14 protein-coding genes are annotated in these 17,051 nt (G+C 35.8%); 1 reads left to right on the top strand and 13 read right to left on the bottom strand.

What is annotated here, in order from left to right; translation table 11 throughout:
- Nucleotides 1-108 precede the first annotated feature (108 nt).
- The 9 genes from ACPWTF_RS00260 to ACPWTF_RS00220 form a co-directional block, all read right to left on the bottom strand.
- Nucleotides 109-705, bottom strand: coding sequence for a Crp/Fnr family transcriptional regulator (locus ACPWTF_RS00260; protein ID WP_427873901.1), 597 nt, complete (start codon nt 703-705; stop codon nt 109-111).
- A 181-nt stretch (nt 706-886) separates the two neighbouring features.
- Nucleotides 887-2,203, bottom strand: a complete 1,317-nt coding sequence (locus ACPWTF_RS00255) for an OmpA family protein (protein WP_427873900.1) — start codon at nt 2,201-2,203, stop codon at nt 887-889.
- A 29-nt stretch (nt 2,204-2,232) separates the two neighbouring features.
- Complete coding sequence (locus ACPWTF_RS00250) at nt 2,233-6,591, bottom strand: MBG domain-containing protein (RefSeq protein WP_427873899.1); 4,359 nt, start codon at nt 6,589-6,591, stop codon at nt 2,233-2,235.
- Entirely contained in the window at nt 6,551-7,945 is a 1,395-nt protein-coding gene (locus ACPWTF_RS00245; RefSeq protein WP_427873898.1) for a SprB repeat-containing protein, read from the bottom strand. Before ACPWTF_RS00245 ends, ACPWTF_RS00250 begins: the two co-directional genes overlap by 41 nt.
- On the bottom strand, nt 7,923-8,483 hold the full coding sequence (locus ACPWTF_RS00240) for a hypothetical protein (protein ID WP_427873897.1): 561 nt from the start codon (nt 8,481-8,483) through the stop codon (nt 7,923-7,925). Before ACPWTF_RS00240 ends, ACPWTF_RS00245 begins: the two co-directional genes overlap by 23 nt.
- A gap of 15 nt (nt 8,484-8,498) precedes the next feature.
- Nucleotides 8,499-9,632, bottom strand: a complete 1,134-nt coding sequence (locus tag ACPWTF_RS00235; RefSeq protein ID WP_427873896.1) for an ABC transporter substrate-binding protein — start codon at nt 9,630-9,632, stop codon at nt 8,499-8,501.
- A 48-nt stretch (nt 9,633-9,680) separates the two neighbouring features.
- Nucleotides 9,681-10,271, bottom strand: a complete 591-nt coding sequence (locus ACPWTF_RS00230) for a phage tail protein (RefSeq protein ID WP_427873895.1) — start codon at nt 10,269-10,271, stop codon at nt 9,681-9,683.
- Between the two features lie 214 nt (nt 10,272-10,485).
- On the bottom strand, nt 10,486-12,840 hold the full coding sequence (locus ACPWTF_RS00225) for a mechanosensitive ion channel family protein (RefSeq protein WP_427873894.1): 2,355 nt from the start codon (nt 12,838-12,840) through the stop codon (nt 10,486-10,488).
- A gap of 103 nt (nt 12,841-12,943) precedes the next feature.
- Nucleotides 12,944-13,189, bottom strand: coding sequence for a hypothetical protein (locus ACPWTF_RS00220; RefSeq protein WP_427873892.1), 246 nt, complete (start codon nt 13,187-13,189; stop codon nt 12,944-12,946).
- Nucleotides 13,190-13,278: 89 nt separating this feature from the next.
- Here ACPWTF_RS00220 and ACPWTF_RS00215 point away from each other — a divergent pair, with 89 nt between their 5' ends.
- Complete coding sequence (locus ACPWTF_RS00215) at nt 13,279-13,572, top strand: winged helix-turn-helix transcriptional regulator (RefSeq protein WP_250837557.1); 294 nt, start codon at nt 13,279-13,281, stop codon at nt 13,570-13,572.
- A 132-nt stretch (nt 13,573-13,704) separates the two neighbouring features.
- Here the strand turns inward: ACPWTF_RS00215 and ACPWTF_RS00210 are convergent, their stop codons facing one another.
- The 4 genes from ACPWTF_RS00210 to ACPWTF_RS00195 all read right to left on the bottom strand — a co-directional run bounded on the left by ACPWTF_RS00210 (nt 13,705) and on the right by ACPWTF_RS00195 (nt 16,930).
- A complete protein-coding gene (locus ACPWTF_RS00210; RefSeq protein ID WP_427873891.1) occupies nt 13,705-14,034 on the bottom strand; it encodes a DUF4870 domain-containing protein in 330 nt (109 codons plus the stop codon).
- Between the two features lie 132 nt (nt 14,035-14,166).
- Complete coding sequence (locus ACPWTF_RS00205; RefSeq protein ID WP_427873890.1) at nt 14,167-14,907, bottom strand: LytR/AlgR family response regulator transcription factor; 741 nt, start codon at nt 14,905-14,907, stop codon at nt 14,167-14,169.
- 3 nt (nt 14,908-14,910) lie between these two features.
- Nucleotides 14,911-16,224, bottom strand: coding sequence for a sensor histidine kinase (locus ACPWTF_RS00200; RefSeq protein WP_427873889.1), 1,314 nt, complete (start codon nt 16,222-16,224; stop codon nt 14,911-14,913).
- On the bottom strand, nt 16,142-16,930 hold the full coding sequence (locus ACPWTF_RS00195; protein WP_427873888.1) for a hypothetical protein: 789 nt from the start codon (nt 16,928-16,930) through the stop codon (nt 16,142-16,144). Before ACPWTF_RS00195 ends, ACPWTF_RS00200 begins: the two co-directional genes overlap by 83 nt.
- Nucleotides 16,931-17,051 lie beyond the last annotated feature (121 nt).

The following is a 17,051-nucleotide window of genomic DNA, read 5'->3' as shown; positions in this document are numbered from 1 at the left end:
GTTTTTATTTTTAAAGATATTAGAAGTGAATTAATAATTCTTTTAACCTAAAGCAAAAAAAGAAAAAATCAAGCTTTTTTAGTATGATTCAAATCATAACAGATAAAATTAATAAAATAGCTTATGATCGACAATTTCAATTTTTTTGTTTTTATTCATGAGTGATATGGTGCGTATGACGGTTTCTACTCTAAGGCCGGTAAAATCTGCAATTTCTTGTCTCGTGTACGGAATTTTCATTTTCATGGAAGAGGTAATATTTTGTTGCTTTTTTAAATTATCTAAAAAATACTGAATGCGATATTCGGGTTTCTGATTGACTATATTTTTAGAAAAAACAATTTTGTTATAGATTTTCCATGCAAACAATTTTAGGATTTTAAATTGCATTTCTGGATTTTCTTCAAGAAAAGAAAAAAAGTTTGTTTTGGATAATTTTAGAATAACACAATCGGTTTGCGCAATTGCAGAAGCAGGGTAGGGCTGTCCGATAAAAAGCGGTGGTTCGCCAAAACTATTACCTTCATTAAAAATACCAACCGTTAAATCTTTGCCATCTTCGTTGGTATAGCTCATTTTTACCGTCCCTTCTAAAATTTGATAGTAAGAAATGGCAACATCATTTTCGAAGAAGATAATGGAGTTCTTAGGAATCTTTTTGGCTACAGCTCCCCAAGTATAAAGTAAGTCAGTATCAATGTGCATGACAAAACAATTAATACGTTGTAAACGATTGGTTAAGTAATTGGTATAGTTTTAATTAAGACAAAGAACGTTTTAAAGAGGAGAATAAAATATGATAATTGTTAGCTTTTGAATTTTATCAAAAAAAAAGCATGAAAAGGAAGTTCTTTTCATGCTTTTTAAAATTATAGATTTTCAGAATTTATCTATCTACTAATGTTAGAGTTACTCTTCTATTCAGCGGTCTATTTTCTACTGGAGTATTTGGAACCAAAGGTTCGCTTTCACCTTTCGAAAATAAATGCATGCGATTAGGTTCAATTCCTTTATTCTGTAAATAATCTGAAACTGCTTGCGCTCTTTTCATTCCAATTTCAAGATTGCGTGCTTCCGTTCCTATATCACAAGTATATCCTGTAATATTAAGATCTATGTCTTTATTTGATTTTAGAATTTTTGCAATTTCATCCAATCTTGTAGCCAATTGTGGCGTTACATCGGTGTTTCCGACTTCTTGGAAAGCAAGCGGTTTTTCAACGTATGTGCGCTCTGTTGTAGTAAGTTCCTTTTTAGCTGGTGGAGTTTCAACCACTTTTTGTTGCACAGGCGCTTTTTCTTGAACAGGCGCTTCAGTTTTAGTTACCACTTCTTCTTTTTGTTGTACGGCTACTGGTTCTGGCTTGTTTTTATTTAGCATAAAACCTAATTTCAGTTGAACACCTGCAGAGAAGTAACGGCTTTCTTGAACAATTTTTCTATTGCCACTAGTACCATTTGCTTGAATGTTATCCAATCCATTAGGGTTGTATGCAACAATATTAAGATTTGCATTTTCTTTGGCCATTTCTGTCAAACCATAGTCTACATATACGCCAGTGTAAAGCTGTGTATTCTCTTTTAGTTTGAAAGTAAGACCTGTTTCAACACTTAAAAGAAAAGAAGGATCTAAGCTTACGGTTGCTTTATCCTGCCAATTGGTTACTTTTCCAAATCCGTGAGAAGGCAGATCATCAACCAAAAGATTCATATCAGGATAGTAACCGCTCAATTGCAATTCTGATGCAGAAGCTTTTGCCGTTTGTTTTCCTGGAAACAGAATTTTTCCTCCAAATCCAAAATAAAGTTGTGTTTGAGATGCAATTGATGTTCTGTACTGCATCATAAGCGGAACTGCAACAGAAATGAAATGCTGATCTTCTTTATAGTTTGTTGGCGTTACTTGATACTCAAATGCAGAAGTCTGGTCATCAACTTCGTAAGTCGAAATTGTTGTACCGTTTTTTAGTTCAAAACTATTCTGATTGTACATTGCATCAATTCCTGTCGAAATTCCCCAATGGCTGCTGAAGAAATAGGTGTAACCGACACCTATTCCTCCGCCAAATTTGAGTTTGCCATCTCCAAAAGTGCTATCATAAAGAATTCCTGATGAGCCTCCATTAATCTTGACATTAATTTCCTGCGCTTTTATTGTGACACTACACAGAAGTAGTATGGCTATTGTGGTTTTAATTTTCATTGCTTGTAATTTTAAATTAAATCTCATTTTTATTTCACCAATAAGTTGATTGTTTTTAACTGGCCGTTTGCCAATTTAAGAACGACAACATATAAGGCTGCCTGCGATGGAGCGATGATTTCATTTTTGGCTTTTACATTTGAAATAGTCTGAACTAATTTTCCTGTAATGTCATAAATAACCACCTCAGATCCATTTAATTGAGAATCGCTAAAGTCACACTCTAAAGTAAATTCAGCTCCAGGTTTAACTGGGTTTGGATAGATTTTTATCTTTTTGGTAAAAACTGTTCCTGTAGTCTCAATTGGACAAGATTTAATTGAATTTCCGTTTTTATCTTTTGCAATTACGTAATAGCTTCCGTTTAAAGGTTGAACCTCACTATAATACTGACGAGTTGCACCAGAAACAGCTACTCCGTTTTTATACCATTGCCATGCCACGTAATTGTTCGATTTATTATCAAAGAATAGCACATTTGCCCACTGTTGTGTTACAAGTCCAGAATGGCTAACTTCTATTGGTTTAACAACTGCTGCAGCAGCATTATGATTTTGGTCACCGTTTTGTACAGCTGTAATGGTTGAGCTTCCTGATCCAGTGATGTTTAATGTTGATCCAGAAATTGTTCCTAATGCTGCATTTGCAATAGTGTACGAAATTGGTAATCCGCTGTCTGCTGTTGCAGTTAAGGCTACGTTATTAGAATCTATACATCCAAATTCTAAAGTTTGGTCCCAAGTGATTGTTTGGTCCGCTTTAGTAATTTCAAATTCTGCACCGGTAAAAGCAATTGTATAATCTGCACCAGCGCTAATTGATCCTAACTTAATATTATATTTTCCAACATTTTCGCCAGCATCTCTAGAAAGCAGACCTGTAATTATTGAAGGTGTATCTCCGTTAGCAAAACCTAGTGGTGTGTAATTAAATACAGGATCTTCTGTACCGTATACTTTTGTATGTCCTGCTGTTGCAGTTATAGTAAGAGTATATTTTTGAGTTGTGAAACTAACTTCGTTTCCATAATTCACAAAACCATTACTATTTATCGCATAAGTTCTAACGTAATAAGTTCTATTTCCTCTAAGTCCAGATAAAGAATTTGTGAATGTTCCTAATGCGGCAGAAATATTGATTTTAGTATCTGCTGTAGTTGGGTTTGCGTGCTGTGCATATACAAAACCAACTTCTGTTAAACAAGATCCGCTATCCGTATTTATTCCGTTAGAAGATGCAGTTCCAGATAGAGAAGCACCATTTACTGTTACTTGTGAAATAACAGCAGTATTTAAAGTAACAGGATTTGCAGGCTGCAATATTTCTACAGTTAATGAAGCAGTACAAGAATTGTCGTCTGTTACCGTTACAGTATAAGTTCCTGCTGTAAGACCCGTTGCTGTTGCAGCCGTTCCTCCAGATGGAAACCAAGAGTAGGAGTAAGAACCTGTTCCACCAGTTACGTTTACTGTAGCCGAGCCATTATTTCCATTATAACATGAAACTTCTGCAAGAGTCGATGTTAAATTTAAAGCATTTGGTTCTGTAATTACAATCGTATTGGTAACAGAACATGCGTTTTCATCTGTAACGGTTACCGTATAAGTTCCTGCTGTAAGACCAGTTGCAGTTGCAGCAGTTCCGCCAGAAGGTGCCCATAAATAGCTGTAGTTTCCTGTTCCTCCAGAAGCCACTACAGATGCGGTACCATTATTTCCTCCGTTACAAGATACATTTGTTTGTGTGTTTGTAGCCGAAAGAGCCGTAGGTTCTGTAATTTGTAAAGTTTCTGTTATAAAACATCCATTTGCATCGGTTACGGTAACAGAGTAAGTGTTTGGACTTAATCCAGTTGCTGTTGCAGCAGTTCCTCCTGATGGTGACCAAGAGTACGTATAAGTTCCAGTTCCTCCAGAAGGAATTACCGTTGCAGTACCATTATTTGCCTGATAGCATAAAACATCTGTTTTATCTATTGTCGCAGTAAGTAAAGCAGGTTCAGCAATAGTTACAGTTGCTGTTGTCTCACATAAGTTGCTATCTTTTATAAGAACAGTATAAGTTCCCGCCGATAGGCCTGTTGCAGTTGCAGCAGTTCCTCCAGTAGGTGACCATTGGTAGCTATAAGTACCAGTTCCTCCTGTAACGCTTACAGTTGCAGATCCGTTTGAACCACCTTTACAAGAAACATCTGTTTGAGATACTGATGGAGTAAGTGCGTCAGGTTCTGCTATGGTAAAACTTTGTGTTTTGGAGCATAAATTATCATCTGTAACAGTTACAGTGTAAGTTCCAGCCGAAAGTCCATTTGCAGTTGCTGCAGTTCCTCCAGAAGGAGACCATGCATAGGTATAAGTTCCAGTTCCTCCAGTTACGGTTACAGAAGCAGATCCGTTTGATCCACTGTTGCAGCTAACATTTGTTTGCGATGGAGTTATATTAAGTGCTGAAGGTTCAGTAATTGTAAAGTTTTTCACAATAGAGCATCCGTTTGAAGAAGTAATCGTTACCGAATAGTTTCCTGCGCTAAGATTCACCGCTGTATCAGTAGCGCTGACAGAAGGAGACCAAACATAAGTAAATGGTCCAGGAGCTCCAGAGGGAATTACGCCAGCAGAACCAGTGTTTCCTCCATTACAAAGTAAATCAGTTTTAAAGGTGCTAGCAACGAGCGTATTAGTTGTACCGATAGTAAAGTTCTTGGTAATAGAACATCCGTTTGCATCTGTAATTATACAGCTGTAATTACCTGCTGCTTTACCTGTAATGATAGGTGCTGTTTCACCTCCTGGCGACCAAAGATAGCTATAGCCTGATGTTCCACCAGCTGGTGATACGCCTGCTTGCCCACCTGTTGAACAAGTAGCGTTATTTTGAAAAGTAGTAGCGGTTAAAGGAGCAGCTGGCTGAGTAATAGTGAATGTTTTTGTTATGAAACAACCATTGTTATCTGTTATGGTACAAGTATAAGTGTTAGCGGCTAATCCAGTTGCTGTTGCAGCAATTCCTCCAGAAGGAGACCATGAATAACTATAATTTCCAGATCCTCCAGAAGCAGTAACAGTTGCTGTACCTGTTGCAGAACCGTTGCACAACACTTCTGTTTGTGATTGGGTGGCTGTTAGGACTGTTGGCTGCGTAATATCATAACTCTGTGTAATCTGACAGTTATTAGCGTCTGTAACTGTAACTGTATAGGTTCCAACTTGAAGACCAGTTGCTGATGCAGCATTTCCTCCAGTAGGAGACCAAGAGTAAGTATAAGTTCCAGTTCCTCCACTAACAGATGCCGTAGCCGTACCATTCGTACCTCCATTGCAAGAAACATTAGTTTGGCTAGGAGTTATTGATAGAGCAGGTGGTTGGGATATAGTAAAGTCTCTGATTGCTTCACAGCCAAAAAAATCGGTTACCGTTACCCTATAAGTACCAGCAGAAAGTCCTGATGCGGTAGCAGTTGTTTGAACGGGATTTGTATTCCAAGAGTAAGAATAATTAGGAGTTCCTCCTGATGCTATAACCGTTGCTGTTCCGTTAGCGCCTCCATAACACGAAGTATTGTTTATAGTACCTGCTGTGGTTGTAAGTACCGTTGCGGGCTCTATAAGTGTAAATGATTGAGTATCTTGACAATTATTAGCGTCAGTAACAGTTACGACGTAAGTTCCGGCAGCAAGTCCTGTTGCTGTTGCCGCAGTTCCTCCAGAAGGTGCCCAAGAATAAGTGTAGCTTCCTGCTCCTCCTGTTGCAGTAACAGTAGCAGATCCAGTTAAACCACCACGACAGGCTATATTGGTTTGTGCTGCTGGACTTGCAACTAAAGCCCCTGGTTCTGTAATAGTAAAGGATTGTGTTGCTTGACAACTATTAGCATCAGTAACCGTTACAGTGTAAGTTCCAGCAGTAAGACCTGTTGCTGTTTCAGCAGTTCCTCCTGATGGAGACCATGAATAAGTATAACCTGGTGTTCCTCCTGTTGCACTAACAGTTGCAGATCCTGTGGCATATCCGTTACATAAAATATCGGTCTGTCCAGCTGGAGATGCGCTTAAAGATGTTGCTGGCTGGTTAATCGTAAAGCTTCTAGTTGTTTGACATCCATAAAAATCAGTTACCGTTACCGTATAAGTACCTGCAGCAAGTCCTGTTGCTGTAGCAGTTGTTTGAACAGGAGTAGTATTCCAAGAATAGGTATAACCCGGAGTTCCCCCAGTTGGCGCTACAGTTGCAGTACCATTAGCGCCTCCATTGCAGGATACATCTGTTTTTCCTCCTCCTGTTGCTGCACTTAAAGCTGCTGCAGGCTGATTAATAGTGTAGGAGAATGTTCTTTGACATGAATTAGCATCAGTTATCGTAATGCTGTATGTACCAGCAGTAAGTAGCATTCTGTCTTCGGTAGTAGGTCACATCATCCCATATGTAGGTGTAAGGACCGATTCCTCCACCAGGGGTAACGTTTATTGCTCCTGTATTTCCTCCATAACAAGCAACTTGGGTTGTAGAACCTATCCCTGTAATTGCAGGAGGCTGAATTACGGTAATGCTATTAATCGTTACTTGGCATGAATTAGCATCTGTAATAGTGACAGAGTAGGTACCTGCTGTAAGGCCTGTTCTATCTTCTGTAGTAGTTACTAGATCATTCCATAAGAATGTATAAGGTCCAGTTCCTCCAGTTGGAGTAAGATTTATTGCTCCTGTATTTCCTCCGTTGCAAGCTACATTGGTTACAACAGTTGTTCCGCCAAGTGCCGCTGCTGGCTGGCCAACTGCTATATTACTTACAACCACACTACAATTGTTAGAATCGGTAATGGTAACAGAATATGTGCCTGCAGGAAGACTTGTTCTGTCTTGAGTTGTTATTCCTCCTCCCCAGTTATAAGTATAAGATCCGCTGCCACCTGAAGGAGTAAGGTCTATAGATCCATTATTGCCTCCGTTACAAGATACATTAGTAATATTGGTTGTTCCTTGTATAGCTGAATCTTGTCCTATATTAAAGATTTTGGATATCAAAGTTCCTTCGCCATCTGTTATGTTAACAGAATAATTAGATGGTGATAAACCTGTTATTGTTGCTGTAGTCGAACCATTAGACCATGCAAAAGCATAAGGGGCTTTTCCTCCCGAAGGAACTACTGTTGCTGTCCCGTTATTGGTACCATTACAAGTATTTGTTTGTGATTGTGTAGCAGATAAGGGAGCATTGGTCATAAATGATGCGGTTGTGCCATAAGTAATTCCAGCTGAATTCGATGCATAAGCCGCATAATATATAGTAGTACCCGGAGGGAGTGAAATTGCGTTTATAGTAAATAGGCCTGTGCCTGTACTTGTTGTCAAATTGGTTACGCCCGGGCCATTAATAACAGGATTTGGTGTAAGTGACCAAACAATACCTCTGCTAAGTATTGTAGCACCTCCATCAGTGTTTGTACCTCCTAATGTAGCAGTTAGAGCTCCAATATTTGTAGCAGGAGTCGTTGTCGCTACAGATGGAACAGTTACAGTTGAGATATTAGGAGCAGTATAGTCAGTTGGAAGTATATTCAAAACAGATAAATCGGGAAAGTCATTACTATCATTAACCCAATTTGCAGGATTGTTAATACTTAGCAGTAAGCTAGCCTTGGTTCCAGTTAACGTTCCAGTATATTTAGCATTTGGCTGTTCTAGACCAGTTGCAGGAAATAAAGAAATACAATTTTGACCATTAGTTAAACCTGGAGGTATCACACTCTCTGGACCCTCCTGTAGCTCCAGCTACAGTATTCCAAGTAGTTGTAGGATCATATTTCATTGAATTATAATCTCCGTGTACTCCAGCAATAAAAAAGGGAGCCGCTGGTTCTGGCCCGATAGTGGATTCATAAGCCAATATCTGATCTCCACCAGAAAGGTTAAATCCTCCCCCAGGTACTGGTAAAGTAACAGAACTTTGTGGAGTGCCTGTTACTGTGAATGTATTTGCGGTTGTTGCAGATTCAAGTATTGTAATAATAGTTCCTGCTGGAGTAATAGCGGGTACTGTCCATAATAAATGAGATTCGGTAGTTGAAATCCAAGTTCCATTACCCCATCCTTTATCTGTAAAATAGATGAAGGTATTAGCAGGTATTGGTCTTAAAGTAATAAAAGAGAATCCATCTGTTGCTGTTCCAGTTTGATAACCAATGAAGGCTATATCGCCTCTCTCTACGGTTTGAGCTTTTGCAATTTCATGTACAAATAAGGTACAGAAAAGCATAAAAAATAAGAGTAGTTTTTTTTTCATAAACATTCGATTTAGTTAATGACACAAATATGCATTTTGCCAGCCTCCCAATTTCTCTGGCTTAGTAGATGAGGAAAAAGCCTTAATAAAATGCCCATCATTTGTCAATGTTTCGATTTTTTTAAAGCTTATGTTATTAAGGGAATCTAATTTTAATTTATATATATGATGATCAAATATTGTTCTGTTCGTATCATTATCAAATTTGATAATTCCTCTTGAACCAGTAATATTCAATTGACTAATTTTATCTATCAAAGAATTAAAACTTAAATTATCAGCATTAGAAAGCAGATTTTTTAAGATTAATCCGCTCTCATATCCTAAAATAGAAAATGGAGAAGGATTCTCAGAATATGTATTAGCATATTCAGTATTAAAATTTGTTGAATTTGTATCATCTTGCATCCAAGAACTTGTTACAAAAAGATCAAAAGGATCATTTTTATACTCTTCCAAAATTTTATTGTCGATAAAAAAAGGTGTTACATAAAAGGGATATTTTTGAGTTATTTTATTTTGGCTTACAAATTCAGCATTTTCAGTTGCATATAAACCACTGTAAAATGCAAAAACAGCATCAGGCTTTTGTGCCTCAATAAAATGGTTCATGTACAGAGCTTCATCTTCTCTAGGCATAAAGGGAGTAATATAATGTCCTGAGAAGAAATTTTCGTCATTAAAAGCATATTCAATTGCCGATAACATTCCATAACCACAATCATAAAAAGAAGTCGAAGTTGCTATCTTTTGATATTGTTTGCTTATTAAATAACGGCCAAAATGATAACAGGATTCTGCTAGTCCAAATGAATTTATATAAACGCCCTTTGCTGAAGATATTCCATAAGGCAAATTTGCACCGATGTCTGAAGACAATAATAAGATGTCATTTTGTGAAGCGTATTGATATACCTCATCAACATTATAGTGACCTAAGAAACCAATAATAATAGAAATTTCTTCTTGAAAATGCATTTTTTGAATTTTTTCAATTACAATTTTCTCGTCGGCACCAATGCCAATGCTTTCAACAAAAAACTTTATCTTAAGATTATTTAGTTTTATTCCCCTTATAAAATCTTTATCTAAAGCTGGATATTGTTTAGATTTTGGAATCAGAATCCCTATTTTAATATCGTTATCCATAAATTAAAATTAAAAAACAGAGGGTTTTCACCTCTGTTTTTGTTTTTGTTAGTTTCTTGAAGGGAAAAGACCTTCTAAGCATATACTTGTATAAATCCCTAAATACGGACTTCTTAAGCTAAAAGGAATATTGTTTCCAACTATTGCTGTAGAACCACTTATGGTTGAAGTTATTCCTCCAATTTTTGTTGTAGTTGCAGCAGGTTCACTATAAATACTAGGAACGTCGCCAGCAGCCGCAAAAGAATTTCCTCCATTATCAGTTTCGTTCGAAATGGTTCCTCCAGTAATCGCGTTTGCATTTGTTGCTATATTTACCTGACCAGCAGCTGTACCTTGAATAATTTGGTGTGTATGTGCAGGCATGTTATTGATTGTAAGTGTCATGTTTTCTGTTCCTCCTATTTCACCCCAAGAAATGTTGTTTGTTCCTGGTCCTTGACCTGGATGTACAATAGAACGCCCTCTTAAGTCAGGAAGACCAAATGTACTTTGTCCATTTCCTCCGAAAGTTGTTCCCAACAATGCAAATAGCGCACTATTTTGCGCAATAGATAATATCTGTCCATTACAGAATGCCCATCCTCTTGGCGCATAAGAAAATGCAAATGCCTTTACGGCTCCCATGTATTCGTCCATAATTTTTTAAGTTTTAAAATAGTTAATTTTAGTTTTTGGTAGTATTTTACTACAATGCTAAATTACTTTATAACTAAATTGTGGGTACACGGGTTTTTACCTGTTTTTAGTAAAATGCTATTATTTAACATATTACTATAAAAAGATAGAAAAATTGCAAATTGTATGGCATAAAAAAAGGCGGTAATCAACTACCGCCTTTTTTGTCTTAAATCTAACTTGAGAAAGTTAAGCCTTTGTTTTTAAAACTGATATAAAGTTCCTGTCGTGCCGAACTTATCGTTTCTTCCGTTCGATAAATACTGCACCAAAACTTGATTAAAAGTTTATATTTTCCATCAGAAATTGAGCTGTAATATATTTGTGATGGTTTTGAATTGTTTACCAACGGAAGATTAGCAAGCGTTTCATTTACTACAGTATTAATTTCTTCTGGAATTGTTTCTCCATTAATTTCAAAAGTGATTTCAACCAATTTAAAATTGTCAGTGTACGTCCAGTTAGTGATATTTTGAGATAACAAGTTACCATTCGGAATAATGATTTCAGCGCCGTTTGGAGCATTAATTTTAGTGGTACGAAGTCCCATAGATTTGATTCGGCCAGATTCAGAACTAATTTCTACAACGTCGCCAACCTGAATTGGCTTATCAAAAATCAAAATAATTCCCGAAACAAAATTATTAACCACATTCTGAAGCCCAAGTCCGACACCGACACCTAAAGCTCCCAAAAGAATACTCAATTTATCTAATGGCATTCCAGAAGCTGCAACAGCAAGCAGATAACCGCTTATTAAAACAACCAATCGCGTAATAAGTAATTTAGAGTGCTGTCTTTTATTGATGTTCTCTTCGTTTTCATCGTCAATTTCGCCAAAGAAATAAGCAACATATTTCTGTAGTAAATGCGCCGCCCAAATAATAATAAAAAATAAAACAACATTACCTAATGTAAACGTAATGCTTCCAATGGTATTTGGATGACTTAATAACTTTGCTAAAGCACCGCGAAGTGATTCCCAGATGTTCAAATTTGAAGCAATTACAATCAGCCACATATAACTAATCGCAATAATAAAAGGCTTTTTCAAAGTATCTGATAAACTTTCGTAATCAAACATTTTTTCAATTCCTCTTTTTACTCTAGTCGTGTAGATTTGAAGCAAAATAATTTCCAAAATAATCTTCAAAAGCACACTTAAAGCAACAATTTGAGTAAGCGATATAAAAGCTGTAATGCTTAACATATTAGAGAGAGAAACTCTTCCGAATAAATTGTAAAGAATAGACAAGACATTCAAGCTAATAAAAATGATACTTGCCCATTTAAAAAAGCCTTTTATATAAAGTTCTTCTTTAAGTGTTTTAATCTGAACCAAACCGTAACGAATGCCTAAAACATTAATCGCTACAAAAGCAAAGCGCTGCAATAATCCGATTGTGATAAACAAGTCTAGGAAACAAAGGGCAAAGAATAATCCTAAAAGGAAAAGCCAATTTCTCATGGCAACTCCAGACCATTGATTCTTGAAAAGGAAGATTAAAACCCCAAGCAAGAAAAGTTGAATTAATTCTAAAAATAGGGCAGGAGCGTATAAATTGGTCACTACAGCAATGTTTAGTGCAATGACTAAAACAGGCAATAAAACCCCTCGATTTAAATATTTAAAGTTTAAAAGCTGTAGGTTTTCAGCATAACCGTTTGTATTAAGGTATTTGATATTTCGAGAAATGTACCAAAATAAAAGACCCATAAAGAAAAATAGCGTAATAAGTCCGCCAGCTTTGTAGCCTAAGTAATACGCAGCAACATTTTCTTCAATTATGATTTTTGCTTTTATATTGTGTGTTACTTTTTTCTTTGCTGCAGAATCGTTAATCTGCCATAAAGAAGGATATTCTTTATTGAAAATACTGATTCCAGATTTCTCCAGTTTTCCTTCAACGGCCACCAAAGCATTAGAGACAGAAATTTTTCGCTGTACAGTAAGTCGTTTTTTATTGTTTAAAGTAGTCTGGTTACTCGTCATTAAACTATCAGTGGCAAGATATCTTTTTCTAAGACTTCCGAATTCCTTCTGAAACTGTTTGCGACGAATAGTATCTTTTAATAAACTAATTAAAGTTTTGTCTTTACGTAGATCAATTACACGTTTTTTGATGTTCTCAAGATCCAGATTTTTAGCATTAATCGCTTTGTTCTGTTCTTCTAATTCTTGTTGGATTTCTTGTAGAACCAATCGGTACATTTGTTGATTGCGCACATTCGGATTTGCTCCTTTTAAACTAGCTAAGATTAAATCCAGCTTGCTTTCTGTACGTTTCATTTCGCCAAAAAGATGACGCGTATCTCCTGCAAAATCAATATCATTGTAGGCAGATTCTAATACTTCACTGGCTTTTTCAATGGCCATTAAATAATCGCTGTCTGTGGCTGTAGAGTCGTTAAATAGTCTTCCGCGGCTTTCTTTTTTAACGGTTTGTTGCTGTTGCGCGTAGTTAAACTGCGAAAATAATAGAAGTAAAAATAGAGCGGAAAAATAAAAAGTCTTTTTGCTAATAATCATAATTTAAGGGCTTATTTAGGGAGCCCAAATGTAATTTTTTTTGCAAGACTTTCAGTTAAGAAAAATGAAATTTAAATAAAGAAACCAATTTCATTTTGTGATGCTATTCTAGGTTTCGTGTAGCGATTTCTTCTTGAATTTCTTTAAGAAAATTAGAATTGACAATAAGAAAAGCCATAGATAAAGGAAAGACCATTAAAGAGAGAAATCCTTTTTTGAGGAAAATAAATACAATAAGGAGAAGTAATAAGATGGCAATTAGAATCAAAAGCTTAATGGTTGTTTTAATTTTCTTTTGCGTTTTTAATAACTCTTCGACACTCATTTCGCTTGGTTTCTTTGCTTTCATTTTATATTTTTACTTAGAATTAAAGCAAATTTTAATTAAAAAACGTTCGAAAACAAGAGGTCAATTTTTTTTGACTACCCACAATAATTATGGAAGAAATAGAAACTTGTCCAGCACAAAGACTCCTAAAAATGCTGTCGGGCAAATGGAAGGCAGAAATTTTTCGTTTGGCTACAGAATCGCCTTTACGTTTTAATAATTTGCTTCGCCAAATTCAGGGCTCAAATAAGCAATCTTTGGCTACAGCTTTAAAAGAATTGGAAGAAGAAGGTCTTTTAGAAAAGATAACGATCAAACTGAAACCGCTTCATATCGAGTATAATTTAACAGAAAAAGGAAAAGCTTTAATTCCTGTTTTTCAGCAATTGGAAGGGTTGGCATAAAATTTTTGTTTTTGTTTTAAAAGTAGAAAGATCCTCAAATACTACTCAGTGCTACCATAGCCAATGAAGTTCTCTGAGAATCATCTCCTACATCCAAAAAATAAAAACGTCAGCTAAAAAAAGCAAGACCGATTAGTCAATAAAGCTGAATTTATCTTCAAAAACTTGTCCAACTAACGGAATTGGTTTCTTTTGTTCGTTAGCTGCATTTATGATTCCGAAAATCCATAAAATAAAAATAACGTATCCAATGTAGCTCAAAAAGTAAAGCGCTGGAACGATCGTTACAATAATAGACAAAACAACATTTACGACTAAAGAAACCAGAAAAATTCCGAATCCTTGTTTTAAATGGTATCTCACCAAATCACTTTTAGGTGTTAAATCTTTACTTTTAACAAAAGCTATAATCCAACCAATAATAGTGACATAGCTAAGAATAGAAAGGGTTTTATTATTCATAGTTTAAGTTATTTATTGGGTCAAAAATAGAAACTAGGAATAGGCCTGAAATAGTTACTTTGTCTACTGTGCTTTTTGGTTGGTATTGGTTGTATTTAAATCGGTAAGAGGTAAAATGTGTTTTTTAAAAGATTAAATTTCCTCTTTCATTAATTTGAAAAATTGCTCCTTTTTTCCTCGCGAAATAGGCACAACCGATTTGTCATTCATATGAACCATTCCTTCGCGAGAATAACTTATAATGGAATTTACATTGATCAAATGCGACTGATGAATGCGAAAAAACATTGGAGGTTCCAGCAAATCTTCATAATTTTTTAAAGGTTTAGAAACCATAATTTTTCGGCCATCGGTCAAAAAGAAAGTGGTATAAGAACCCGAAGTTTCGCATCTTGTAATTTGTTCTAATTTAACTACATACATAGCCTCTTGCGTGGGCAATATAAGGCGGTCGGGAGTTTTGGTAAGGTTATTTTGCAATTCGCTTAATTGCTGTTTTTCTAAAACTCTTTCTTGCAAAAGCGAAATCCTTTCAATTGCAGTTCTAAGTTCGTCTGGATCAATTGGTTTTAGCAGATAATCTATAGCGCTGTATTTGAAAGCATTAATGGCGTGCTGTTCGTAAGCAGTTGTAAAAATAAGATGAAAAGAGTTGAAGGAAATTTGTTTTAGAACATCAAATCCAGTTCCGTTTTGAAGCATTATATCCATAAAAACCAAATCGGGCTGCATGCGGTCAATTAATTTTACAGCTTCTTCGACACTTTCCGCGTAAGCAATAATCTGAATTTCTTCTGGAGCAACCATTTCCAACATAATGGATAAAGCTTCGCGAATGCGTTGTTCGTCTTCTATAATGATTGTTTTGTACATTTTTTACAATATTGGAATATTAATAATAACAATGCAGCCCGTTTCTCCGTTGTCTGCATTGCGCTCTAAAACCTGAAAACCAGCATGCGGATGATCTTTTTGCATTTTTGCTAATCTTTCGTCAGTAATTGTTGTAGAAAGAGATTTATGATTTTCGTTTGTTTTCAATTTTCTCGAAGCTGTAAGTCCGATTCCGTTGTCTTTTATGGTGCAGATTAGATTTTTTTGTTCGGTCTGCTGTGAGAAATTAATCTGCAATAGACCTTTTTCTTCTTTTGGTTTTGGTTTTAATCCGTGTTCAACAGCATTTTCAATAAAAGGCTGAATCAAAAGTGGCGGAATAAGAATATCCTCTTCAACCGATTCGTCGCAAACAATCGCATATTCAAAACTATTATTCAGACGCAACTGCTGCAATTCGATGTAATTTTTTAAAGTACCAATTTCTTCTTCTAACGAAATGGTTTCCTTTCTCGATTGTTCTAGAATCTGGCGTGTGAGTTTGGCAAATTTATTCAAATAAGAAACCGCCGGAATCGTATCTTTCTGCAAAATCATACTCTGGATATTTCCCAAAGCATTAAAAATAAAATGCGGATCCATTTGAGAGCGCAATAATCTTCTTTCCAACGAGAGTCTGGTTGCAAGGTTTTCAATGGTTTCTTTTTCCATTAATTGCAGTTTCAACTCACTATTGGTTTGTTCTTGCTTTAAAATTTCCTCACGCTTTAAATAATAACGCTGTCTGAAATAGTAGGAACGAAACATAAAAACAAGTCCAAGCAAAAGAACTCCAGCAATTCCGTAGCCTAAAAGTTTATTTTGCTGCTCCAATTCATTTTCCAATTCAAGCTGTTTTATACGCTCCATTTTTTTGGAAGACTCAAATCTGGCATCTGCATTTTGCAAAAGCTTCTGAGTGGTTTCATTATACTTTAACTGATTGTATTTCGTAAACAAGGTATCGTAAGCATAATACGCTTCAAAATCATGACGTTTTGCCGAAACTTCTTTTAAGCAATTGTAAAAAGTAGCCAATAAATAATTATCGGTGTAAGGTAGGCTAAGCTGGTATTTTATGCCTTCAATAAAAAGCATTTCCGCTTTTACATAATTTCCTTTTTCGGTATAGTAGAAACCTTGAAGACCTATGGCGCTTCTGTAGATGATTTTAATATTGTATTTTTTGGCAATTGCAGTAGCTTTTTCAAGGTTGTCAAACAAGGCAGTTTCATTAATTGGTTTCGGCACCTTTAGAATATAGATCTGCCAGATTGATGTAAGCAATTCCGATATTGCTTTTGCTAATGATATCAAAAGATTCTTTTTCGGCAAGTGCCACTGTAGTTTTTAAAAAATCCAGAGTCTTTTGCCAATCTTTCTCTGTTCCAGATTCGAGTTTATCGGTCAAATATCCTCCGTAAGCCAATCTTGCATACAGTTTACTTTCTGGATCTTTTGCTTTATAAGCATGTTCGAGAGCCTCTTGCGCATATTTATGAACCTTTTCTGGCGATGCTGGAGAAAATAGATACGATATGTCGGACGCAATTTTAGCACACTGATCATGAGCATTTATTTTTGAGAAAAGCGTATACGAATGCAATAAATGATCGATGGCCTGAGGTTTGTCGTCTATATAAGACTTTAAATTTCCCATTGCCAGAGAAGCAAAAGCTTTAACTCTTATTTTGTTGCTTTTTTGAGCTAAAATATAAGCAGTATCTGCATAACGAGTAAATTCTTTTAAATGCAATAAACGTCTTTGTGTAAGAGCGAGATACGAATAACAAATAACTTCATCGTCGATATTCTTTTTTTTCTTGGCTAAAGTAAGAGCTTGCTGCTGAATTTTTTTACTGGCAGATGAATCAGAAAAACGTTTGGAATAGCCATAGGATGCAATCTTTTCGACAGCCGAAATTTGTGCATTTATAGGGGCAATGAAAACCAAAAAAAGAAACGAGAACAACCATTTCGTTTTCCTGTTTTTGATCTGATTTAAAGTAGTTTTTTCGTGCATATATTGTGGTAATTAAGGCCAAAGTACAAATTGAAAATAGACTGACCAAAAAAATCACCCCTCAAATTTGACAAGAAATTCCCTTGTAAAGTCTCTGTGTAGAAGTGGTTAAAGAGCGCTT

This window comes from Flavobacterium sp. MMS24-S5, assembly GCF_050320125.1.
GTDB lineage: Bacteria > Bacteroidota > Bacteroidia > Flavobacteriales > Flavobacteriaceae > Flavobacterium > Flavobacterium tyrosinilyticum.
The sequence above is the reverse complement of the archived record's forward strand: the minus strand, read 5'-3'. Positions and strand labels throughout refer to the sequence as shown.